General features: G+C 67.8%; 25 protein-coding genes. 8 read left to right on the top strand and 17 right to left on the bottom strand.

Annotation, left to right across the window (positions count from 1 at the left end):
* Positions 1–2 precede the first annotated feature (2 nt).
* The 5 genes from RT697_RS18380 to queE all read right to left on the bottom strand — a co-directional run bounded on the left by RT697_RS18380 (position 3) and on the right by queE (position 4,457).
* Positions 3–215, bottom strand: a complete 213-nt coding sequence (locus tag RT697_RS18380; protein WP_175121775.1) for a DUF1656 domain-containing protein — start codon at positions 213–215, stop codon at positions 3–5.
* On the bottom strand, positions 212–2,263 hold the full coding sequence (locus tag RT697_RS18375) for an FUSC family protein (protein WP_313700828.1): 2,052 nt from the start codon (positions 2,261–2,263) through the stop codon (positions 212–214). Before RT697_RS18375 ends, RT697_RS18380 begins: the two co-directional genes overlap by 4 nt.
* A complete protein-coding gene (locus tag RT697_RS18370; protein ID WP_313700826.1) occupies positions 2,260–2,733 on the bottom strand; it encodes a MarR family transcriptional regulator in 474 nt (157 codons plus the stop codon). The genes RT697_RS18375 and RT697_RS18370 overlap by 4 nt, the downstream gene beginning before the upstream one ends.
* A 619-nt stretch (positions 2,734–3,352) precedes the next feature.
* The gene (queD, locus tag RT697_RS18365; protein WP_105238699.1) at positions 3,353–3,796 is read right to left on the bottom strand and encodes a 6-carboxytetrahydropterin synthase QueD; all 444 of its coding nucleotides are present in this window, start codon (positions 3,794–3,796) and stop codon (positions 3,353–3,355) included.
* Between the two features lie 28 nt (positions 3,797–3,824).
* Positions 3,825–4,457 (bottom strand): 7-carboxy-7-deazaguanine synthase, encoded by a 633-nt coding sequence (queE, locus tag RT697_RS18360; RefSeq protein WP_313700824.1) that lies wholly within the window; start codon positions 4,455–4,457, stop codon positions 3,825–3,827.
* Between the two features lie 121 nt (positions 4,458–4,578).
* Here queE and arfB point away from each other — a divergent pair, with 121 nt between their 5' ends.
* From arfB to RT697_RS18340, 4 genes are all read left to right on the top strand, one after another.
* A complete protein-coding gene (gene arfB / locus RT697_RS18355) occupies positions 4,579–4,995 on the top strand; it encodes an alternative ribosome rescue aminoacyl-tRNA hydrolase ArfB (protein ID WP_313700822.1) in 417 nt (138 codons plus the stop codon).
* An 8-nt stretch (positions 4,996–5,003) separates the two neighbouring features.
* A complete protein-coding gene (locus RT697_RS18350; RefSeq protein ID WP_313700820.1) occupies positions 5,004–5,726 on the top strand; it encodes a DUF2238 domain-containing protein in 723 nt (240 codons plus the stop codon).
* 69 nt (positions 5,727–5,795) lie between these two features.
* Positions 5,796–6,143 (top strand): ArsR/SmtB family transcription factor, encoded by a 348-nt coding sequence (locus RT697_RS18345; RefSeq protein ID WP_056560656.1) that lies wholly within the window; start codon positions 5,796–5,798, stop codon positions 6,141–6,143.
* 51 nt (positions 6,144–6,194) lie between these two features.
* Positions 6,195–7,250: an alkene reductase gene (locus RT697_RS18340; RefSeq protein WP_313700818.1), complete on the top strand. Its 1,056-nt coding sequence runs from the start codon at positions 6,195–6,197 to the stop codon at positions 7,248–7,250.
* 64 nt (positions 7,251–7,314) lie between these two features.
* On the opposite strand, the gene RT697_RS18335 is transcribed toward RT697_RS18340, so the two are convergent.
* A complete protein-coding gene (locus RT697_RS18335; RefSeq protein WP_313700816.1) occupies positions 7,315–8,151 on the bottom strand; it encodes a type II CAAX prenyl endopeptidase Rce1 family protein in 837 nt (278 codons plus the stop codon).
* Positions 8,152–8,411: 260 nt separating this feature from the next.
* Between RT697_RS18335 and RT697_RS18330 the strand changes: the two genes are divergently transcribed.
* The gene (locus tag RT697_RS18330) at positions 8,412–8,786 is read left to right on the top strand and encodes an MAPEG family protein (protein WP_056560668.1); all 375 of its coding nucleotides are present in this window, start codon (positions 8,412–8,414) and stop codon (positions 8,784–8,786) included.
* A gap of 54 nt (positions 8,787–8,840) precedes the next feature.
* On the opposite strand, the gene RT697_RS18325 is transcribed toward RT697_RS18330, so the two are convergent.
* The 10 genes from RT697_RS18325 to RT697_RS18280 form a co-directional block, all read right to left on the bottom strand.
* A complete protein-coding gene (locus RT697_RS18325) occupies positions 8,841–9,275 on the bottom strand; it encodes a carboxypeptidase-like regulatory domain-containing protein (RefSeq protein ID WP_313700814.1) in 435 nt (144 codons plus the stop codon).
* Between the two features lie 142 nt (positions 9,276–9,417).
* The gene (locus RT697_RS18320; protein ID WP_313700812.1) at positions 9,418–10,203 is read right to left on the bottom strand and encodes an NRDE family protein; all 786 of its coding nucleotides are present in this window, start codon (positions 10,201–10,203) and stop codon (positions 9,418–9,420) included.
* A 3-nt stretch (positions 10,204–10,206) separates the two neighbouring features.
* Positions 10,207–12,213 (bottom strand): FUSC family protein, encoded by a 2,007-nt coding sequence (locus RT697_RS18315; protein ID WP_313700810.1) that lies wholly within the window; start codon positions 12,211–12,213, stop codon positions 10,207–10,209.
* A gap of 23 nt (positions 12,214–12,236) precedes the next feature.
* Positions 12,237–12,719 carry a YbaK/prolyl-tRNA synthetase associated domain-containing protein gene (locus RT697_RS18310; RefSeq protein ID WP_313700808.1) on the bottom strand — a complete coding sequence of 161 codons (483 nt, stop codon included), beginning with the start codon at positions 12,717–12,719 and terminating at the stop codon, positions 12,237–12,239.
* Positions 12,720–12,785: 66 nt separating this feature from the next.
* Positions 12,786–13,517, bottom strand: a complete 732-nt coding sequence (locus tag RT697_RS18305) for a DNA-binding response regulator (RefSeq protein WP_313700806.1) — start codon at positions 13,515–13,517, stop codon at positions 12,786–12,788.
* Positions 13,518–13,648: 131 nt separating this feature from the next.
* Positions 13,649–15,118 (bottom strand): efflux transporter outer membrane subunit, encoded by a 1,470-nt coding sequence (locus RT697_RS18300; protein WP_313700804.1) that lies wholly within the window; start codon positions 15,116–15,118, stop codon positions 13,649–13,651.
* 5 nt (positions 15,119–15,123) lie between these two features.
* Positions 15,124–16,269, bottom strand: coding sequence for an ABC transporter permease (locus RT697_RS18295; protein WP_313700803.1), 1,146 nt, complete (start codon positions 16,267–16,269; stop codon positions 15,124–15,126).
* Positions 16,266–17,213, bottom strand: coding sequence for an ABC transporter ATP-binding protein (locus RT697_RS18290; protein WP_313700802.1), 948 nt, complete (start codon positions 17,211–17,213; stop codon positions 16,266–16,268). Before RT697_RS18290 ends, RT697_RS18295 begins: the two co-directional genes overlap by 4 nt.
* Positions 17,210–18,163 (bottom strand): HlyD family efflux transporter periplasmic adaptor subunit, encoded by a 954-nt coding sequence (locus RT697_RS18285; protein ID WP_313700800.1) that lies wholly within the window; start codon positions 18,161–18,163, stop codon positions 17,210–17,212. Before RT697_RS18285 ends, RT697_RS18290 begins: the two co-directional genes overlap by 4 nt.
* Before the next feature lie 2 nt (positions 18,164–18,165).
* Positions 18,166–18,918: a TetR family transcriptional regulator gene (locus tag RT697_RS18280; RefSeq protein ID WP_313700798.1), complete on the bottom strand. Its 753-nt coding sequence runs from the start codon at positions 18,916–18,918 to the stop codon at positions 18,166–18,168.
* Between the two features lie 162 nt (positions 18,919–19,080).
* Here RT697_RS18280 and RT697_RS18275 point away from each other — a divergent pair, with 162 nt between their 5' ends.
* From RT697_RS18275 to RT697_RS18265, 3 genes are all read left to right on the top strand, one after another.
* Positions 19,081–20,130, top strand: a complete 1,050-nt coding sequence (locus tag RT697_RS18275; protein ID WP_313700797.1) for an NADP-dependent oxidoreductase — start codon at positions 19,081–19,083, stop codon at positions 20,128–20,130.
* A complete protein-coding gene (locus RT697_RS18270) occupies positions 20,127–20,807 on the top strand; it encodes a type 1 glutamine amidotransferase domain-containing protein (RefSeq protein ID WP_313700795.1) in 681 nt (226 codons plus the stop codon). Before RT697_RS18275 ends, RT697_RS18270 begins: the two co-directional genes overlap by 4 nt.
* Before the next feature lie 144 nt (positions 20,808–20,951).
* Positions 20,952–21,548, top strand: coding sequence for an HD domain-containing phosphohydrolase (locus tag RT697_RS18265; protein WP_313700793.1), 597 nt, complete (start codon positions 20,952–20,954; stop codon positions 21,546–21,548).
* Between the two features lie 4 nt (positions 21,549–21,552).
* Here the strand turns inward: RT697_RS18265 and RT697_RS18260 are convergent.
* Positions 21,553–22,625, bottom strand: a 1,073-nt coding sequence (locus tag RT697_RS18260) for a glycerol-3-phosphate dehydrogenase/oxidase (protein ID WP_313700791.1), incomplete at its 5' end; no start/stop codon positions are given.

The raw sequence follows: 22,625 nt of genomic DNA, 5'->3' as shown, positions 1-22,625 counted from the left end.
ACCTATCTCTGAAGAAAATAAGGGGAAATGAGGGAGACGCCGTACAGCAGCACCACGAAGAGCGCCAGATCAAACAGCGCGGGGTGCCACACCAGGCGATACAGCCCGGCGCGCGCCAGCACGCGGCGCACGCCCCAGGCCACGGCCAGGGTGACGACGCCCAGCACGAGCAGCCAGGGGAAATAGATGCCGTAGAGATTGAATTCGCCAATCATGATGCTTGGCCCTCCAGGGTCGGATGGGCGGGTTGATAGTCGGGCGCGTCGGGAAAGAAGGCGCGGCGGATGCCGACCAGCGCCACCACGGCGCGATCGCGCGCATGCGGGCCTTGCGGCGTGGCGGCAACGCTGCACAGCGCGCGGTCGATCTGCGCCAGGAACTCCGGCGTCTTGTCCTGCGTGCGCCCCGACGAACGGATCTTGAAGAACTGCGCCAGGCTGTTGAGCACCGGCTGGATCGTGGGCTCGGCCATCGGCAGATGGCGGCGCGCCCGCTGCAGCTCGGTGATGTCGCGGCCCACGCGCAGGTCCTTCAGCGCGTCGGCCGCCACCAGGTCATCGGGCCGCTTGGCCAGCGCCAGACGCGGCTGCAAGAGGCCGATGCGGTCCAGCATGCGGGCGGTGTACGTGTGGCGCGACGGCGCGCGCGGCGAGCTGGCCAGCGTCGCTAGTTCCTTCCAGTTGGCGGCCTGGATGCGGCGCGCGCTCCAGTCGACGCTGACGGTGCGGAAGATGGCGGCGATGATCGCGGCCGTGGCCACGCCCATGCACTGCGCAACCTGCGTGTCGATGAAGGACACGACGTCGGCGGTGTTGGTGTCCTGCAGCGCCATGGTGCCCAGGAACCCGAACAGCATGGCCATGGCCTTGCCGGTGCTGGCCGGGCGGGCGATGAACACGCCCAGCACGAAGGCGGTCGGCAGCATGGACAGCGCCAGCATCTCGAACGAATGGATGGCCGGCATGATGCCCAGCAGATACAGCGCCGACAGCGGGATCGAATACACCGTGTAGGTCAGGAACTGCATGATGCCCGGCACCGGATTGTCCTGCGACGCGAAAAAGCAGCTGAAGATCGCGGCCATCAGCGCGGCGGTGGCGCCGTTGCTCCAGGCCGTGCCGATCCAGAAGGCGCAGCAAACCGAAATCGCCAGCCCCGCGGCCAGCGCGGACAGCAGCGCCATGCCGTGGTCGCGGTGCAGCGCCGAGTTCGGGTCGCGGGTCGTGCGCGGGGCGCGAACCGGCGCGCCCTGCAGGCCAGCGCGGATGTCGCGGCGCAGCGCCAGGCATTCGTCATAGGTGTCGATCAGTTCGCGCAGGCGCGCCATCAGGCTGGCCAGCAGCGCGTCGCGCCAGGTGGAGCGGCTGTCGATGCCGGGCGTCAGCCGTGTCACGGCGGCGCGCAACTGGACGGCGGTTTCATGCGAGGCCTGCGGGCCGGCGTTGATCCATTCCGAGATATCGGACAGCAGCGACTGCACCGGTTCGGGCAGCGTCTGGCCGTTGGCCTGCAAGGCGCGCATGCGGTCTTCGACGGCGGACACGGCCGGCGTCAGCGCCGCGATCTGGTCCTGCATGGCGCGCACGGCGCCCGCGGTCCAGCGCAGATTGCTGGTGTCGAAGGGAACGTGGGTGGATAGCAGGCGCAGTTGCGTGATGTCGTTGGCCAGCTCGCGGCGGTCCTTGTCGCGCTGTTCGGCGGTCTTGCCGCTGAGGGTGTCGTGCATCCAGTTGCGCGCGTCGCGCACGGCCTTGTCCAGCTGCAGCGTCAACGCGGGCGCCAGGCCGCGGGGCAGCACGATGCTGTGGATCAGCGTGGCGCACACGATGCCCAGGCTGATTTCCTCGACGCGGGCCAGCGCCGTGTCGAAGACAAGGGAAGGGTCGGTCACGCTGGGAAAGCCGATCATCGCGGCGGTGTAGCCGGCCAGCATGAACAGATAGGACCGCGGCGTGCGGTCCAGCACCGACATGTACAGGCAGGCGCCCACCCACAACACCATCGCGCCGGTCATGATGACGGGCGAGTTCGACAGCCGCGGCACCATGTATACGGTGGCCGCCGAGCCGAAGAAGGTGCCGACCAGGCGGTACAGCGCCTTGGAGCGCACCGCGCCGGACCAGGGCTGCGCCACGACGTAGGCGGTGGTCATGGCCCAGAACGGACGCGGCAAACCAATGCTGTAAGCCAGATAGAGCGCCATGATGGCGCTCAGGTAGCTCTTGAGCGAGAAGATGGTTTCGCGGACGTTGGGCAGCTTCATGGCCGCGCGTCCTCTTGCGTACCGGCGCCGCTGCGGCCCAGCGACACCTTCATGGCGTCGAAGACGCGCAGGCAGGCTTGCAGATCGGATTCGCTGACGTCGTGAAAGATGCGGCGGCGCAGTTCAACCAGCACATCTTCGACCTGCGCGCGCAGCGCGTGGCCGGCTTCGGTCAGGTGCAGGGTGCGTGCGCGGCGATCGTGGGGGTCTTCGCGCCGTTCCATCAGACCGGCGGCCACCAGTTGATCCAGCACGCGCACAAGAGAGGGGCCTTCGACGCCCAAAGCTTCGGCCAGCGCGCCTTGGCGAACCCCGTCGCCAAGACGGCCGGCCAGGATGACGGGCCACGCGGTTGCCTGTGAAAGACCGTAGTCGGCAAGCGCCTTGTCTGCCGCGCCGCGATACGCGCGCGACAGCACCATCAGGTTGGCGGTGGTGGCCATGAGCTGGGAGTCGGATGGAGTAAGCATGAATTCGATTGTATCCTATCTATTAGCTTACTAATGATTGAAAATGGCGACTATCCCGATAGATTTTTCCAATTGGGGAAATAGCGGGGCGGTTTTCCATGGATGGAAAACCCAGGCCGAGGCCGGATGGAGCTGGCCGTGTAGGACGGATTCGGGTGTCAGACACCGATGGCGCAAGGTCAGCCGACGCCCTGGTCAGACACCGGCGGCATGCCGCGAAAAACACCCCTGGCTGTTGTAGGACCAAATGAGGTGTCTGACACCCTGGATGCACCGGTCCGATGGGAAGACGTTCTCAGCGGGTGTCAGACACCGGCGGCATGCCACGAAAGCCACCCCTGGCTTTTGTAGGACCAAATGAGGTGTCTGACACCCTGGACGCACCGGTCCGATGGGAAGAGGTTCTCAACGGGTGTCAGACACCGGGGCGCAAGGTCAGCCGACGCCCAGGTCAGACACCGGCGGCATGCCGCGAAAAACACCCCTGGCTTTTGTAGGACTAAATGAGGTGTCTGACACCCTGGACGCACCGGTTCGATGGGAAGACGTTCTCAACGGGTGTCAGACACCGGGGCGAGCAAGTAGTAATGCGCGTCTGACACCGACCATCCAGCCGCGATCAACCGTTGCAGTCGGCCCAGCAGTTCGGCGTTTCGTACAGACGCACTCGCGTCAGGCGCAGTTCCGCGCCGTAATGGCCGTGGTATTGCGGCGCCAGCGTTTCGAAGACGATGGTGGCCAGGTTTTCGGCGGTGGGAATCCGGTCGAGCACGACCGTCTTGTGGCCAGGCAGGCTGTCCAGAAAGCCGCGTACGGCGTCGTCGCCTTCATAGACCAGGAACGCGTGGTCCCAGACGTCCACGATGTGGGTCTTGGCGATGTGCTTGATCTCGGAGAAGTCCATGACCATGCCGTTGTCGGACTCGCCAGGCGCCTGCACGATGTCGCCCGTCAGGGTGATTTCCAGCACATAGCGGTGGCCGTGCAGATTGCGGCACTGGCTGCGGTGATCGGGGATGCGGTGGCCGGCGTCGAACTCGAGCCTGCGGGTCACGGAAATCATCGCGTGCTCCGCAAGGCGTGGGGGTAAATCATGGAATGCCTATGTATTTGTGGGTTTGCAGGCTGAGCCGCCATTGCGGATGCTGCATGCAGTATTGGACTGCCTGTTCGGTATTGGCCGCGCGCGCCGGTCCGTCCATGGGTTGCAGGAAGAAATGCTCGAAATCCAGATGCGCGAAGGCGTCGGGCAGGGCGTTCAACTGCGGGTAGACCAGCTTGAGTTCATTGCCGCGTTCGACCACGACCGGGGCCGTGCCCTTGGGGCTGACGCAGATCCAGTCGATGCCGGCAGGCGGCTTGATCGTGCCGTTGGTTTCGATGGCGACGGTGAAGCCGCGCGCGTGGATCGCATCGAGCAGCGGCGCGTCCAGTTGCAGCAGCGGCTCGCCGCCCGTGAAGACCACGTAGCGGTTGCCGGCGTCCGGACCCCAGGCCGCGCCAATGGCGTCGGCCAGCAGATCGGCCGTGGCGAATTTGCCGCCGCCGTCGCCGTCGGTGCCGATGAAATCGGTGTCGCAGAAGGTGCAGGCCGCGCTGGCACGGTCGCTTTCGCGGCCGGTCCAGAGATTACAGCCCGCAAACCGGCAGAATACCGCCGCGCGGCCTGCGTGGGCGCCTTCGCCTTGCAGGGTCTTGAAGATTTCTTTGGCGGAGTAAGTCATAGGAGGTGCGGGCGGCAGGGCGCCACGGAATTCGAGCAAAAGCGCACTATTTTACTTGGCGCGGCCGATATCCGCCGAAAGACCCTGCAAGACGTGGCCCGCCCCTGTAGACTTCCCGCCTATGTTTCACGTCCAAGACTCGCTTTTCATCGACGAGCGCGACCTGACCTTCACCATGATCCGTGCGCAGGGCGCCGGCGGGCAGAACGTCAACAAGGTGTCCAGCGCCGTCCACCTGCGCTTCGATGTGCGCGCTTCCCGCCTGCCGCCCGAGGTGCAGGACGCGGTGTGCGCCATCAGCGACCATCGCATCTCGAAAGAGGGCGTGATCGTCATCAAGTCGCAATCCTTCCGCAGCCAGGAAAAGAACCGCGCCGAGGCCATCGAACGCCTGGTGGGCATGGTGCGGGCCGCCATCCAGGTCGACAAGCCGCGCCGCGCCACCAAGCCGACGCGCTCGTCGCAACGCCGGCGCGTGCAGCGCAAGGTGCTGCACGGCGAGGTCAAGCGGCTGCGCGGCCGGGTGCAGGGCGACTAGGGCGCAGCATGGCCGACGCGCGCCGCCGCTATCTGGTCACGCTGGCCGGCGTGTTTGCCGTCATCTGGGTGGCGCTGGCCATCAATCCGCACGACCGCTCGGCCTGGGCGCTGGAGAACGCGCTGGTGCTGGGCCTGGGCGCCGTGCTGTTTGCCACGCGGCGCGCGTTCGTGTTTTCGCGCGTGTCGTACACGCTGATCTTCCTGTTCCTGTGCCTGCACGCGGTGGGCGCGCACTACACGTATTCGCTTGTGCCGTACGACGACTGGTGGCGCGCGTTGACGGGCCGCAGCCTGAATAGCGTGCTGGGTTGGGAGCGCAACAACTTCGACCGCGTCGTGCATTTTTCGTACGGCCTGCTGCTGGCTTATCCGATCCGCGAGATCTTCCTGCGCGTGGCCGAGGTGCGCGGCTTCTGGGCATACTTCCTGCCGATGGACGTGACGCTGTCGACCTCGGCGCTCTATGAATTGATCGAATGGGGCGCCGCGGAGTTCTTTGGCGGCGATCTGGGCGCGGCCTACCTGGGCACGCAAGGCGATATCTGGGACGCGCAGAAGGACATGGCGCTGGCTGCGCTGGGCGCGGTCATCGCCATGACCATCACGGCGGTGGTCAACTGGAAGGCGCAGCGCGACTTGGCACGCGACTGGGCCGACAGCCTGAAGCCGGATGGCCGGCCGGCGATCCGGCGGCCCCCGGCTCGCCGGACCGGAGCCGGAAATCCTTGAAGCCAGCAGGGGCATGACGTTATATCGTATAAACCCGATATATGATTCGATAAATTGCGATATACCAATATGACCGCAACTTCCTCACCTTCCGACCAGAACGCCGCGCAACCCGCGATCGACGCCGACGCCATCCTCAAGGCGCTGGCCAATCCGGTTCGCCGCGACATCCTGGCCTGGCTGAAGACGCCGCACGCGTATTTCGAGGAGCGTCCGGGCCACACCTTCGAACACGGGGTGTGCGCGGGCCACATCGATGATCGCTGCGGCCTGTCCCAGTCGACGGTGTCGTCGCATCTGGCCGTGTTGCAGCGCGCCGGCCTGATTTCGGCGACCAAGGTGGGGCAGTGGGTCTTTTTCCGTCGCAATGAACCCGTGATTGCCGCGTTTCTGCGGCAGTTGAATCTGGATATGTAGCCCGTCTGCCATACCCGCAAGCGCCCCATTGCCGGGACGAAAGGATTTTGCATGAACCCCCTGTTTGAACCGCTGAAAGTCGGCGACCTGACCCTGCGCAACCGCGTCGTCATGGCGCCGCTGACCCGCCAGCGCGCCAGCGCCGGCCGCGTGCCGAACGACCTGATGGTCGAGTACTACACCCAGCGTTCGGGCGCCGGCCTGATCCTGACCGAGGCGACCGCCGTCACGCCGCAGGGCGTGGGCTACGCCGACACGCCGGGATTGTGGTCGCCGGAGCAGGTCAAGGGGTGGCGCAAGGTGGTCGATGCCGTGCACGGCAAGGGCAGCCTGATCGTTGCGCAGCTCTGGCACGTGGGCCGCATTTCCGATCCGATGTTCCTGGACGGCGAACTGCCTGTCGCGCCCAGCGCCATCGCCGCCAAGGGCCACGTCAGCCACGTGCGCCCCAAGCGCGAATACGTGACGCCGCGCGCGCTGGAGACCGCAGAGATCCCCGGCGTGGTCGAGGCCTATCGCCACGGCGCGAAGATGGCGATGGAAGCCGGTTTTGATGGCGTCGAGGTGCATGCCGCCAACGGCTACCTGCTGGACCAGTTCCTGCAGGACAGCACCAACCACCGCACGGACCAATACGGCGGCTCCGTTGAAAACCGCGCGCGCCTGCTGCTGGAAGTGGTCGACGCCTGCGTGGCGGTATGGGGCGCGGGCCGCGTCGGCGTGCATCTGTCGCCGCGCGCCGATGCCCACGACATGGGCGATTCGGATCTGCCTGGCCTGTTCAAGTACGTGGCGCGTGAATTGGGCAAGCGCGGCATCGCGTTCATCTGCGCCCGCGAACACGAAGCGCCCGACAGCCTGGCGCCGATGATCAAGGCCGAGTTCGGCGGCGTGTACATCGCCAACGAAGGCTACACGCGCGACACCGCCGAAGCCGCCATCGCGGCCGGCAAGGCCGACGCAGTGGCGTTTGGCGTGCCGTACATCGCCACGCCTGATCTGGCGGAGCGCCTGGAGCGCAAGGCCCCGCTGAATACGCCGAATCCCGCTACCTTCTACGCCTCGGGTCCGGAAGGGTATACCGACTATCCGGCGCTGGCGGCCTGAAGCATCGGTCTGAACGGTCGGCGTAAAGCCTTGGCTTAAAGTGCCGCCGTGAACTGCCGGCCATTCATAGCGCGGCGCGCATCGGATACGTGAACAATCCGAAGTGCGCCGCGTTCAACCCCAGATGCGCCAGCACGGCGGCGCCCAAGCCGCCGTAATGGTAGGCCGCGCCATACGCCGCGCCCGCCAGTCCGGCCAGCAGCATCCATTGCCAACCGCCCGCGTAATGGGCCAATCCAAACAGCACGGCCGCCACGGCCACCGCCGCCCACGCGCCCCACGCGCGATGGCGCCACCACTCGCCCAGGCGCTGCTGCACGTATCCGCGGAAGAACGCCTCTTCCGCCAGCGTCACCAGCAGGGCATTGTTGATCAGCCAGATCCAGCCTGACGCCGGCCACTTCGGCGCCCACGCCACCACGCCCAGCGCCAGCGCCAATCCCAGGCAGGCCGCCACCGCGCCTGCGCATGCAAGAACCGCCGCCTGCAAGGTCAGACGCGCGTGGGCTGCGGCCATCGGCGGCGCAAGCACCAGCACCACCCAGAAGCCCACGAGCGGCTTGTCCAGATTCAGGTACATGCCAAAAGGAACCGCGTCTGGGCTGAGCGGCGCGGGATCGATTACTTGCAGGTTGTGAAACCCGGGCAGCAGATGCGCAAAGAGCATCACGGCCACGATCACGAAGAGTCCGTGTCCGGCCATGCGCGCTGCCGGCCCCACGTGGGATCGCACAAGCGCCGCAGCTATCAGTAGCAACGCGGGCGCTGCGAGCGCGACAAGGTCGGCCGTCCCGTCGGCCAATGCCCAGACCCACGCCACCGCCAGCGGGACAAGCGCCCAGCGGCGAGTGCAGGGCGGCCAGAGCAGGGCGGCGGCCAGGAACAGAGCAAACCAGGGCATGACGTGCGACATCGGCGGGCGGGCGGCAATTGCAAAGGACCGAGTGTAAGCGCGGTCTTCGCCAACCTTGCCGCTTACGCCGCCGGCGTGTTCGAGGCGGCCAACGCCAACGCCAACGCCAACGCCAGCGGCGCCACTCGTGCCGCCCAAGCCGCCCACTGCGACTTTGCCTTCCCCCGCTTTTCAGGCGACCATGCGGCAGCGGCGGCACACGCCCCGCGCATCCGGCGGATATCAAGCCGCCAGCAATGGAGTCAGTAATGAAGACAATCGCGTGGTTGATGTTGGCGGCTGCCTTGCTGCCGTTCGTGTCCACGATCATCGCCAAGGCAGGCGGCAAGAAATTCGACAACAACGATCCGCGGGCCTGGCTGGCCCGGCAGGAGGGGTGGCGCGCGCGTGCCAACGCCGCGCAGGTCAACACGTTTGAGGCGTTGCCGTTCTTCTACGCCGCCGTGTTGTTCGCGTTGTACAACCAGGCGTCCCCCGCGCACGTCGCCACGTTGATGGCGTGCTGGCTGGGCACGCGGCTGGGCTATCTGGCCATGTACCTGGCGAACTGGGGCGCGCTGCGCTCGCTGGTCTGGACCGCGGGCGTGGGCTTTGTCATCGCGATCCTGTTCGCGGGCGTCTGAGGCGTCCGGCGCCGTTGAACAAGCTGCGGTCTCGTCAGCCGCGCCCCAACGTAATCACTTCCACTCGAACATGGCGCGCGCAGTGCCTGAGCCTTGCACGGTGACCTCGCGTTCCTGCGCCTTGCCATCGAACGTGGCCGAGATCCGGTAGTTGCCGGCGGGCAACTTCACCAGCATGTAGGGACCCTGCGCGGTCGTCTGCAGCACGGCCTTGCCCTGCGCGTCCCGGATCGCGACGGTCACGTCGGCCACGTAATCGGCCTTGCCGCCGCGTTGCGCGGCAAAGGTCAGCGCCAGCGGATAGCTGCTGGACGCGGCCTTCATGGCTTCGGACTCGTCGATGCCGATGCCGCCGCTGACGTATTCGACTGAGCCCTGATGCTGCACGGGCGGCATGGCCGCCTGCGCGGTGGACAGGACACCCGCCAAAGCGATGCTGCCCAAGGACATGGCGGCGGCCATCTTGCAGCGTTCAAAACGTTTGTTCATGGAGTTCTCCTGCAAAAAAACCGGCGCGGCAGCGCGTTGCGGCTGCCCCCGGCGGTAGCTTGCAACCATTCGACGTGCCCGCGCAAGGCGAGTTCGCGTCCGTCCGCCTCGGAAATCAACCGTTTGTATCAGGCGCCGCGCATTACGCGCCGCCGCCCGCCGCCTGCCAGGAAAACGTCAGCTGACTGACGCCGCTGACCGCGCCGTCCGGGGCGAACCGTCGTTCTTCAAGCTGCCCGGCGCCGTCGCCGTGCAGCGCCATGACGCTGGAACTGCGCGTGCCATATTCCGGACTGACGATGAACGGGCTGCTCAGGAGGCGTTCGCGCGCCAAGGGCAGGCCGGTGGCCGGCAGGTCGGCATCGTCCGCCGGGCTGCGGTCGCCAAGCGCCGCGAACAAGCCGGGCAGATCCGGCTGCGGCTGATGCTGCAGCACGGCCGAGAACGCGGCCTTGGTGCGCGCCAGTTTGGGCCAGGGCGTATCCAGCAGGTGATTGGACAGCGCGTAGATGCCGGGGTCCAGTGCGCGCGGTCCGCCGTCCCGATTGCTCAGATACCAGGCCTGCCGCGCGTCGCCCACGATCAGGTTGAAGCCGTTGTACGCCTGGTCCATGGCATGCACCGTCTCAAGGTAAGCCTGCGGCGTCATGGCGCCGCGCAGAAAGTCTTCGACCAGCGCGCCGCGCGAGGGGGCGTTGTCCAGGTGCCGGCCGGGCTCTCGGAAATTGGTGACCAGCGCATAGCGTCCGTGCGTCGTCGCGCCCATCCAGGTGCCGCCCGCCTGGCCGTCGCGCCCGGCGTAGATGGCCGGCGCGTCGGGCCATTGCGCCGCGGGCAGGGTGGGACGCGCATGGAATTCGTCGCGGTTCGCGGCAATCAGCACGGGGATCCCGGGCAGCGTATGCAGGGCCAGTACGGCAAGACACATGATTCAGACCTGATGAAGGGTGGAAGGGGCGGCGGGGCGGCCGGGCGTTGCCGTGAAGTCGGGGCCGGCCAGCGTGACGCGCAAGGATTCGATTTCGGCGGCGACGTCCCGCAGCGCCGGCGATGGCGCCACGATGGGGGCGGCGGGCACGGGCAGGCCTTGTTCGACCGCGGCGGCAATGCTGTCCAGCGCGGCGGCCAGCTGGGCGACCTGGGCGGCGGCGGGTGCCTCCTGACCAGCGGGTAACGACCAGGCCGTGTCCGAGATGGCGTTGGCCACGCGTTCCAGCGCCACTTCCACCGGCCACCAGGCCAGCGCGCGGCGGCTGACCAGCCGGGGTTCGGACAATCCGCGCTGCAGGGCGATGCGCAGGTCCGACAGTCGCGCGTAGGCGCGGGCGCGCAGGTCGTGCCGGTTGGCGGGGTCGGCTTGGAAGACGGTGTTCAGGTAGGCCGCCAGCGTGGAGGTGGCGGCGGACACCGCATGGTCCAGGTTGCTGCGTTCGATGCGGATCCACGGCAGGTAGCCCACGACCAGCACGATGGCCGCCGCAACACCTACGTCCACCAGCCGCGCCAGCGCAATGGCCCAGCTTCCCGGCTGCAGCGCCCCGATCAGCAGCATGAGGATGGGCACCAGAATCGCCGAGAACAGCCCGTAGTTGCGCCGTATCGACCACGGCAGCAACGCCGCCAGCGCGGCAACGGTAAGCAGGCTGGCCAGACCGCCGCGATCCAGCGCAAGCACGGTGGCGCTGATCGCCACGCCGACCACGCTGCCCGCGCAGCTTTGCAGCGCGCGCGCGAACACCGACCCGAAGTTGGGCTTGAACACCACCACCACGATCAGCGGCACCCAGTAGGACCTCGGCAGCGCGGCCGCCAGGGCGACGGCCTCGGCGGCGACGAGGCATAGTCCCAACCGGACCAGGTAACGCACCGTCGTCGGCCCGGGCCGGTACGTGCGGATGAGCACGCGCCACGGCGTGCGTGCCGGTGCAGGCTGCAGGGTGGCAAAGGCGTCGGCCTCGGTGGCGCCGGTGGCCCCGGTCGCATGATTGGCCCGGGCGCCGTGCAGCAACGGCTGCACCTGCTCCAGCGCGTCGGCCAACTGCGGCATGCCGGCGCGGCGCAGCGCGGCGATGTCGTCGCGTGCGTCCGGTGGCGCATCGTTTTCGACGCGGTCGGCCAGATGGTTCATGACGCGTGCGCATTCGTCCGGCAACACACGGCCGGCGCGCGCCAGCGCCAGCGCGGCGTTGGTGAGCGGCGTGCAGGCCTGCAATTGCGCGGCCAGCCGCGCCAGCCGGGGCGACGGGCCCGCGGATCGGCCCCGCGCGGCCAGGACGGTGTCGTAGGCCGTGGCCATGGCGGCTTCCATGTCGCGGCGCGCGGCCATCACCCGCGAGGTGCCGATGGCCGCGAACATTGCCGCCAGCTTGCGGTAGGCCTGCGCCACGGCGGCCCGCTCCGGCGCGATGGGATTGACGACCCAGCCGGACAGCGTAAGCGCCAGCCCGAACAGCCCGCCCACACCCACCAGCACGGGCGGCAGCCAGGGCGGCAGCGTGGGCGTCAGGCTGGAGCCGACGATGACGTACGTGGCAAATTGCAGCGTGGCGACGGCGGCGATGTTGTTGAAGGTGCCGACCAGGCTGGCCGCCAGCACCAGCAGCGTCATCCCGGCGGACGTCCACAGGCCGTGGCCCGACATCAGGTTGCCCAGCAGGTAGCCGAACGCGCCGCCGAACACGGTGGAACCGATGGAAAGCGCGCGATTGCGGTAGGGACCGCCGTTGTCGCCCGTGATGGCGGGCAGCGCACCCAGCGCCACCAGCGCGGCCGCCGCGCTCTGGTCCAGCGCCAGGCCCACCGCGGACGGCAGGCCGATGGCCAGCGCGGCGCGCAGCATCACCCAGGGATTCACCGGCGACGGCTCCATATGCGCCAGGCTCATCAGCCAGCGCATATTGGAGGCGCGCGCGCCGTGGCTTATCAAAGGGCGGGACAAGGTGGCCTCATGGGCGGCGCCGGTCAGGCCTTGATCAGCGGCGCCTCTTCGGGCGCGGCCAGGCGGAAGTAGTCGTCGGTGTTCAGCAGGATGGACGCGTCCAGACGCCCGGCGTTGAACACGATTTCGTCATGACGCTCGCGCAGGCTGGGATCCACCAGCAGCGTCAGGTCGGGATTGAAGCTGAAAGGCGGGATGGCGCCGATCTCGCAGCCCGTGAGCTCGCGCGCCAGATCCTGCGACGCCAGCGAGGCCTTCTTGCCGCCGGCCGCCCGCGCGATGGCGTCCAGGTCGGCCTGCTTGTCCGCGGGGAAGACGGCGAGCACGTTCTTGCGCTGGTTGGACGAGATCTTCACGCGGCAGACCAGCGCCTTGGCGCCCTGGCTGACCTCGGTGCCGCGGATGGCGGCCACTTCGACGGACTTGCCGGCCGCGGCGTGTTCGAGCAGGCGGTAACGCGCCTGATTCTGGATGAGCAGGGCTTGCAGGCGTTCGAAGACTTCCATGGGACTAACGGGGCAGTAGCGGGCCGGGAGTCGGCCTTGTACGCGGAATCATACGCCCGCGGCGCGTCAGATTTCCCCGGTGAATGCGTAGCCCCAGCCCCAGACGGTGCGGATGGGCAGTTCCACGTCGACGTCCTGCGCCTTGCGCCGCAGGCGGCTGACGACGACGTCCGTGCGGCGCACGGATTCGCGGCCCGAATGCGGGTCGATGCCCGGCGGATCGCCGCGCGGCATGCGCTTGTCGGGCGCGCCGGTCAGCTTGAGCAGGAACTCGCGCTCGGCCTGGGTCAGCGCCAGGCGCGTGCCCTGGGGACTGACCAGCGTCCAGGCGGCATCCAGGAATTGCCACTTGCCGGTCGGGTCGGCGGGCGCCACGGGCGGCGGCGCCGTCCGTGCATCGGCCTCGGCCGCCGCGCGGCGGCTGGCGGTGGTGGGGACGCGGCGCACCAGCGCCTGCAGGGCAGCGGCGATCTCGCCGGTGACGACGTCGGGCGAAAAGCAGGCGTCGGCGCCGCAGTGCAGCCCGAGGATGCGATTTTCAGGGGTATCGAAGGCGGAAATGGCAACGATGCCGGCGGTGGTGTCCATGGCGCGCAGACCTGCGACGGCCATGCAGAGATCGGTGAACTCGGCTTGCATCACGAGCAGCGGGGTGCGGCGGGCCTGAAACAGGCGGAACAGTCCGTTGGAGTCTTCGCAAGGGCGTGGCGAGAACCCCATTTCGGCCAGTTCGTCGCTACGGCGCACGCGCTGGCTGGCGTCGGGAGCGAAGACGATCAGGTCTAATAGGTCATTCATGAATCGTTGTGAACATCATGCAGCTTGAGCGCTTGCATGATGAACGGATATGGCGGTTTCCCAAGCCGCGCACAACGACACTTTCCTACCCGAATTCTCGGCCATGGGCGCGCAGAACGCCTTTTGCGGGGCTACGGAGCGGCTGGAACCGCCTCATTCCACCAGCCGCCGCCCAGCGCTTGTAACAACGCGGCCGTGTCGGTGTAGCGCGCGGCATCCGCCTCGATGCGCGAAATTCTTGTCTGCAACACCTGCCGCTGGCTGTCCAGGAGGCTCAGGTGGCTGATGCCGCCGGCCTGGTAGCGGCCCGCCGCGATGCGGCCGGCTTCGTCCGCGCGACGCCACGCGTCGTCGTAGGCCACGAACGCGTCACCATCCGTCTGCAGTGCGCGCAACGCATCGGCCACTTGGCGAAAGCCATCAAGCACCGTCTGGCGGAATGAAGCGGCGGCAGCGTCATACGCCGCCTCGGCCGAGCGCTTGCGCGCCCGCAGCTCGCCGCCATGAAAAAGGGGCTGCACCAGTCCGAGTCCCAGGTTCCACACGTTGACGCCATCGGACAGTTCGTTCATGCCCGTGCGCTGCGAACCAAAGCTGGCGGTCAGCGTGAACTGCGGATACAAATTGGCCGTGGCTACGCCCACGTCGGCCGACGCCTTGCGCCACAGGGCTTCGGCCGCCAGGATGTCGGGCCGCTGGCGCGTCAGCGCCGAGGGCACGCCGGTGGGAACGTCGGGCGGCAGCGTCAGGTCCGCCAGGCGCAGCGGCGGCGATTGCAGGGCGGCGGGCAGCACGCCCAGGTAGGTCGCAAGCTGATGGGTCACCTGCGCCAACTGGTAATCCAGCGGCGGCACGGTGGCGCGGGTCTGCGCCACCAGCAGCTCCTGATTGCGCAGGTCGGCCAGGGCAATGCCCCCGGCATCCAGGCGCTTGCGCATGATGTCCTGCTGGCTGACCTGTGCCGCCAGCAATTCGCGCGTGGCGGCCAGCCGTTCTGCCAGATCCGCCTGGCGGATCGCGGCGGTGACGACATTGGCCGCCAACGACATGCGTGCCGCCTGCAGCTCGTGCGCCTGGTAATCCATCTGCGCGGCCAGGCCTTCCAGCGCGCGGCGGTTGGCGCCGAACACGTCCAGCGTGTAGGACACGTCGATCGACGCGTTGTACAGCGTGAAGGGCGGGGGCGGCTCGGCCACCGGCACGCCATAGGCGGCGGGATCGACCTTCTTGCGGGCCGCCGACAGATTCCCGTCCACCGCGGGCAGCATGCGCCCGCCGGTGTCCGCGGCCAGGTCTTCCTGCGCCTGCCGCAAGCGGGCGCGCGCTTCGTCCAGCGTGGGACTGGCGTCCAACGCCTGCCGCACCAGCCGGTCCAGCGCGTCCGACCGGAACAATTGCCACCACTGCGCGGGAATGTCGGCGCCTGGTTGCAGACGCTGCTGGCCCGCCGGCAGCGCGTCCTGCCCGTTTGGCGTGTAGGCCGCCACGTCGGGTGCTGCGGGCGTGTCGAAGTCGGGGCCGACCGCGCAGGCCGACAGCAGCGCGCACAGCGCCATCGAGGCCAGGGGGCGGGAAGCGGGCATGAAGGGGGGGCGGGACATGGGCTTCAATCCAGGGTGCGGCGGTAGAACTTCACGGCGGCGGTCATGACGATGACGGTGAACAGCATCAGGGGCCAGATGTTGGGCCACAGATCCCACCAGCCGTTGCCCTTGAGCAGGATGCCGCGGATCAGCCGGTTGAAATACGTCAGCGGCAGCAGGTTGCCCAGGTGCTGCGCCCACATCGGCATGCCCTGGAACGGAAACATGAAGCCGGACAGCAGCATGTTCGGCAGGAAATAGAACATGGTCAGCTGCATGGCCTGCAACTGGTTCTGCGCCAGCGACGACAGCGTGATGCCGACGGTCAGGTTCGCCGCGACGAACAGCAGCGCGGCCAGGTACACGGACAACAGACTGCCCATGATGGGCACATGGAAGACGAAATGCGCCGCCGCGAGAATGATGCTGGCCTGGATCAGCCCGATGGCGATGTACGGCACGATCTTGCCCGTCATCACCTCGATCGGCCGCACCGGCATCGCCAGCAGGTTTTCCATGGTGCCGCGTTCGCGCTCGCGGGTCATCGCCAGCCCGGTCATCATCACCAGCGTCATCGTCAGGATCACGCCCATCAGCCCGGGCACCGTGTTGTATTGCGAGATCTGCTCTTCGTTGTAGAGCTGGTGGATGCGCACGTCGAAGGCAGGTTGGCCGCCCGCCAGGCTGGCAAGCGGTCCGGTCAAATCCTTTTGCGCGACGGCCTGCGTAAGCTGCGTGGCCGCGCCCAGCGCCATGCCCGTCGCCATGGGATCGGTGGCGTCGGCTTCGATCAGCAGCGCCGGGCGTTCGCCACGCAGCAGGCTGCGCGTGAAATCCGGCGGAATGGTCACGACGAACAGCACGCGGCCCTGCGCCAGCGCGGCGCGGCCCGCCTCTTCGGTGTCCAGTTCCTCGACGATGTGAAAGTAGTCCGACGAACGCATCGCCGCGATGAAGCTGCGCGTGAACGGGCTGTGGTCCGCCGCGATGATGGCGGTGGGCATCTGGCGCGGATCGGTGTTGATGGCGTAGCCGAAAAGCGCCAGCTGCATGATCGGCAGGCCCACGATCATGCCGAAGGTGATGCGGTCGCGACGCAACTGCAGAAACTCCTTGAGCACCATGCTCCACCAGCGCGACCACGAAAAGCCGTTCGGGCGCGACGTCATGGCTTGCTCGCAAAGTTGTCGGTGGACCGGTTCATCAGGTAGATGAAGACGTCCTCCAGGCTGGTGTCGATGCGTTCCAGGCGCAGATCCTGGCCGGCGATGGCCGCGCGTAGCGTGCTTTCCAACTGGGCTGCGTCCCGGCCGCTGACGTGCAGCGCGGACCCGAACGCCACTGTCTGGTCGACGCCGGGCGCGCTGCGCAACTGCTGGCCCAAAGGCACCAGATTGACGCCGTGGATCGCAAAAGTGGTCAGGTGCTGTTCGGCGATGACCTCGTCGGCGGTGCCTTGCGTCAGCAGCTTGCCGTACGAGATGTACGCCAGCTTGTGGCAGCGTTCGGCCTCGTCCATGTAGTGCGTGCTTACCAGCACCGAGATGCCGCGCGCCGCCAGTTCATGCAGTTGCTCCCAGAAGTCGCGCCGCGCCGTCGGGTCCACGCCGGCGGTGGGCTCGTCCAGCAGCAGCAGCTTTGGCTGGTGCAGCAGGCAGGCGGCCAGCGCCAGGCGCTGCTTCCACCCGCCGGACAACGACCCTGTCAGTTGCCCCGCGCGCGTTTGCAGCCCGAGGTCCTGCAAAGCGCGGTCCACGGCCTCCTTGCGCTGCGGCATGCCGTACATGCGCGCCACGAAATCCAGGTTCTCGCGGATGGTCAGGTCCTCCCAGTACGAGAACTTCTGCGTCATGTAGCCGACGTTGCGCTTGATCTCGGCGCTGTCGCGCAGGATGTCGTAGCCCAGGCAGGTGCCGCTGCCGGAATCCGGCGTGAGCAGGCCGCACATGAGGCGGATGCAGGTGGTTTTGCCGCTGCCGTTGGGCCCCAGGAAGCCGAAGATTTCGCCTTCGCGGACCTGCAGCGACACGTCGTTCACGACGTGCTTGTTGCCGAAGTGCTTGTTCAGGCCGCGCACGTCGATGACGTTGCCGCCGGCGTCGGGCACGTTCATGGCAGCGTGGCCTCCACCGGCTGGCCCGGATGCAGCCGCGCTGCCTGGTCGGCGGCGGGGCGGGCTTCCACCATGTACACCAGCTTGCTGCGGCTCTCGCGGCTGTAGATGACCGGCGGCGTGTATTCGGCCTGGTCCGACACGTAGTCGATGCGCGCGGGTATCGGATCGCCGCAGCCGTCGCAGCGCAGCGTGGCCTGCTGGCCGATCTTCAGGGACCCGACCACCGTCTCCGGCACGAAGAACCGCACCTTGATGTTGCCGGGCGGCAGCAGGCTCACGACCGGACTGCCTGCCGGCACCCATTCGCCCACCCGGTACATCGTGTCGAAGATCCGCCCGGCGGCCGGCGCGGCCAGCCGCTTCTGGTTCAGCGTCCATTCGGCCTGCGCCAGCGCGGCGTCGGCGGCTTCCACTTGCGAGGCCTGCGCGCGCCGGGCCTCGTCGCGGCCGGGCAGCCGGTTTACCTCGACCTGCGCCTGCAGTTCGCGCACGCGCGCCGCGTCCGACTGCGCCTGCTCGCGGCTGTCGTCCAGCTGCGAGCGCGCGATGCCGCCGATGCGGAATTGGGCGTTGTCGCGGGCCAGTTGCGCCGCCGACCGGCGGCTGGCCGCCTGCGCCTGCGCCAGTTGCGCCAAGCTGACGTCGACCTCCGGCGCGCGCTTGCCGGTGGCGATGTCTTCCAGTTGCGCGCGCGCCGCAGCCACTTCCGCCTGCGCCTGATCGCGTGCCGCGGTCTCGCGCGTGGCGTCCAGCGCGTACAGCGGCTGGTTGGCGTCGACCTGCTGGCCGCGCCGCACCGCCAGGGTGTCCAGGCGGCCGGGTTCGGACGAGGCCACATACACGTAATCGCCCTCGACGTAACCCTGATAGAAGGGCTGGTCGTTATTGCCGCAAGCGAACAGCGGCAGCAGGGCGAGGGGGGCGGACAGGCGGCGTAAGGTGCGCATGGTCAGCGTCCTGGAGTCGGGGAGGGTAGAGACGGCGCAAACAGGCCGCCGGTCAGCATGGCAATCGCGTGGGCGGCGATCGCGTCGTTGCCGATGGATTGCGCCACCGGGTCGTCCTGCCAGATGCGGCGCCACAGGTTGGACGTGGCCAGCGGCAGCAGGGTCAAACCCAGGATGGACAGGAACACCAAACGCGGTTCGACGCCCGGCGTGATGGCGCCGCGGCGCTGGCATTCGGCGATGAGGCCGGCGAACGCCTGCAGCCGGTCCGACGGCAGATGGCGCAGCACGCGATCGCGCAACTGGCCGCCTTCGTTGACGACTTCGTGCATCCACAGCGACGGCAGCCAGGGCTTTTCCGTGGCGCTTTGCACCACGCGGCCGACCACTTCGGTGATGAAACCGCGGGCGGCTGTGGCCGGGTCGGTCAGGGCGCCGGGTCCGTTGGCAGGGGCTCCATCGATGACGGCCCCACCACCCTCCAGCGGCACGGGCGCCCAGACAAATCCGATCACGGGCACGATCCGCTCCAGCACCACCGCGTCGATCAACTGATCCCGGCTCTTGAAGTAGTAGTGCAGCATTGCCGGCGTGACGCCCGCGCGCTGCGCAATATTGGCGATGGTGGTCGCGGCGACGCCCTGGGCGGCGAACAATTGCGTGGCCAGATCCAGCAGATTGGCGCGGGCGGCGGCGTTGTCCGGACGCGGCGGGCGGCCAGGGCGGCGGGCGGAAGGGCGAGTGGCGGAAGACATGCGGCCGATTCTAATTAAAGACTTAATTAATTAAAAGAGGGTTCGATCAACAGGGTTACGGCTCGGCCTCGCGGCCAGCGATGGTGTAATGATCCGGTTCCCAACCTGCCGCCCGGGGTTGTCCGCGAGGCCCGGCCGGCGCTACGAAGGAAACCGAACCTCATGCCGCAATCTGCCTCCACCAACCGCCGCATCGTGCTGGCCGCCCGGCCGCACGGCGAGCCCGCCGATACCGACTTCCGCCTGGAAACCGGCGACATTCCCCAGCCCGGGCCGGGCGAGGTGCTGCTGCGCACCGTCTATCTGTCGCTCGACCCCTACATGCGCGGCCGCATGAGCGATGCGCCGTCCTATGCCGACCCCGTGCAGATCGGCGATCCGATGGTGGGCGGCACCGTGACGCGCGTCCATGCCTCCAATAATCCCCAGTTCCAAGTTGGCGAATGGGTGCTGGCGCAGACCGGCTGGCAGGATTTCGCGGTGTCCGACGGCGCCGGCCTGCTGCGGCTGGGCGCCAACCCCGAAAACCCGTCCTGGTCGCTGGGCGTGCTGGGCATGCCCGGGTTCACCGGCTACATGGGACTGCTGGACATCGGCCAACCCAAGGCCGGCGAAACGGTCGTCGTGGCCGCGGCCAGCGGCGCGGTCGGCGCGGTGGTCGGTCAGATCGCCAAGATCCACGGCTGCAGGGTCGTCGGCATTGCGGGCGGGCCGGACAAATGCCGCTACGTGGTCGATGAGCTGGGCTTTGACGAATGCGTGGACCACCGTCAGCCGGACCTGCCGGGTCGCCTGGCGAAGGCAGCACCGCAAGGCATCGACGTGTACTTCGAAAACGTTGGCGGCGCGGTCTTCGACGCCGTGCTGCCCTTGCTGAACCCGCGCGCGCGCATCCCGGTGTGCGGGCTGATCTCGGCCTACAACGCCACCAGCCAGCCCGAGGGTCCGGACCGCCTGGCGCTGCTGATGCGCACCATCCTGACGAAGCGGCTGCGGATGCAGGGCTTCATCATCTTCAACGAATACGCGCATCGCTACGGCGAATTCCGCGAGGCCATGCAGGACCTCATCAAGCAAGGACGCATCAAATACCGTGAAGACGTGGTCGACGGCCTTGAGAACGCCCCGCGCGGGCTGATCGGGCTGCTCAAGGGTGAAAACGCCGGCAAGCGCATTGTGCGCGTCGGCCCTGACGAATGGAGCGCTACATGAACATCCTGATCGTGCTGACTTCCCACGACACGCTGGGCAACACGGGCCGCAAGACGGGCTTCTGGCTGGAAGAGTTTGCGGCGCCGTACTACGCGTTCCTGGACGCGGGCGCCAAGATCACGCTGGCCTCGCCGCTGGGCGGCCAGCCGCCGCTGGATCCCAAAAGCGACGATCCGGACGCGCAGACCGACGACACGCGCCGCTTCCGGAAAGACGCCGAGGCGCAGCGCGTCCTGGCGTCCACGCGCCGGTTGGCCGAGGTGCAAGCGTCGGATTACGACGCGGTCTTCTACCCGGGCGGCCACGGTCCGCTGTGGGACCTGGCCGAAGACGCCAAATCGGTCGCGCTGATCGAGACCATGCTGGCTGCGGGCAAGCCGGTCTCGGCCGTGTGCCATGCGCCGGGCGTGCTGCGCCATGCCAAGACCGCCGACGGCAAGCCGCTGGTGCAGGGCAGGCAGGTCACGGGTTTTTCCAATGCGGAAGAAGCCGCCGTGCAACTGACCGATGTGGTGCCGTTCCTCGTTGAAGACGAGCTGAAAAAACTGGGCGGCCTGTACAGCAGCGGGCCGGACTGGCAGTCGCATGTGGTGAGCGACGGCCTGCTCATCACGGGGCAGAACCCCGGCTCGTCGGTGGCCGTGGCGAAGGCGCTTCTGGAGCGCCTGAAGGACTGAACGCCGTCACGGCACAACGGCACGAAAGTGAAGTCCGGCCCCGCGCCCAACGCGCGGCGGCCGGACATCATTGCGAATTGTGTCAGAATTCCGGCTTTCCGATATGCGCGCGCCGCCATGCCATCGCGGCGCGCAGATTTTCCAATGCCCCCCGACGTACCCGACCCCGCAGGATCCTATGAAGCGGCGCTGTTTGCCGCGATACAGGCGCGTGACCCGGCCACTGGCCGGCATTGCAATAGAGTGGCTGCGCTGAGCGTGGCGCTGGCCCGGGCCTGTGGACTGCCCGACGAAGATCTGGCTATGGTGTCCGTGGCCGCGCGGCTTCACGACGTGGGCAAGATCGCCACGCCCGATCGTGTGCTGCACAGCCCGCACCGGCTGGAATGGGAAGACTGGGAAATCATGAAGGCGCACGCCGCCGCGGGCGCCGCGCTCATCATGCAGACCGCGATACCGCAGCGCGAGGCCATTGCGCTGGCGGTGCGGCACCACCATGAACACGTCGACGGCTCAGGTTATCCGGATGGCATTGCCGGTCACGACATCCCGCTGCATGCGCGCATCATCTCGATTGCCGATTCCTACGATGCGCTGGGCGATGTGCGGCCCTACCATCCGGCGCGCGCGCACACGCAGATCATGGACATCCTGAACCAGGAAGCGGGATCGAAGTTCGATCCCGACCTGCTGCGCGTGTTCGAATCGTTGATCTGGGAAAGCCGCCTGCGCGTGCCGTAGCGGACTACTTCAGGCGATAGGTCGCCGCAACGGTGGCCAGGTCCTGCAGCGTGCGCTGCTGCCAGGCCGCGTCGTGGCCCAATTCCTCGGCCAGGATGCGCGCCACTTCCGGCGCGGCCAGCATCGCGGCCTCGGCATCCAGGAACAGCGCGCGATTGCGGCGCGCCAGCACGTCCTCGGCGCTGCGCGCCAGCTCGAAGCGCGCCGCGAAACGCACGTGCGCTTCAGTCAGGCCGCTGGCCTTGACCAGCATGCGCTGCGCGCCGGGCAACGCCTGCAGCGTCGCCAGATCGCTGCCGTAGTAGCTGTCCGGCGTGCCGGCGTGTTCCTGCGACGGCGCAAGACCATTGGCGCCGTGCAGCGGCAGCGATTCGGTGCGGCACGAGGCCTGCGTCAGCAACTGATGCTGGATCGCGGTGTCGACCACGTCCTGCGCCATGCGGCGGTACGTCGTCCACTTGCCGCCGGTGACCGTGACGAGGCCGGCCTTGGACACCAGAATCGTGTGCTCGCGCGACAGCTTCTTGGTGGCGGCGTCGCCGGTCGCCTTGACCAGCGGACGCAGGCCGGCCCAGACGCTGGTCACGTCGTCGCGCGTCGGCTTGCGGCTGAGATAGCGCGCGGCGGTGCTCAGGATGAAGTCCACGTCCTGTGCGCCGGCGTCCGGGTCCAGCGGCAGATCCTGGCGCGGCGTGTCGGTGGTGCCGACGATGGTGTGGCCGTTCCATGGCACCACGAACAGCACGCGGCCGTCGTCGGTCTTGGGAATCAGCACCGCACGCTTGCCCGGCAGGAAATCCTGCGGCAGCGTCAGGTGCACGCCCTGGCTGGGCGCGACCATCGTCTGCGCGTTCTTGTCTTCCATGCGGCGCACGGCGTCCACCCACACGCCCGTGGCGTTGACCACGCAGCGCGCGCGCAGCGTGAAGGTCGCGCCGCCGATCACGTCTTGCGCGGTCACGCCATCGACCTTGCCGTGGGTGGTGGTCAGGCCCGTGGCGCGCACGTAGTTGACCGCCGTGCCGCCCAGGTCGAACAGCGTGCGCATCAGGCTCATGGCCAGGCGCGCGTCGTCGA

The organism is Achromobacter sp. (assembly GCF_032113835.1).
Taxonomy (GTDB): Bacteria; Pseudomonadota; Gammaproteobacteria; order Burkholderiales; family Burkholderiaceae_B; genus Achromobacter.
The sequence above is the reverse complement of the archived record's forward strand: the minus strand, read 5'-3'. Positions and strand labels throughout refer to the sequence as shown.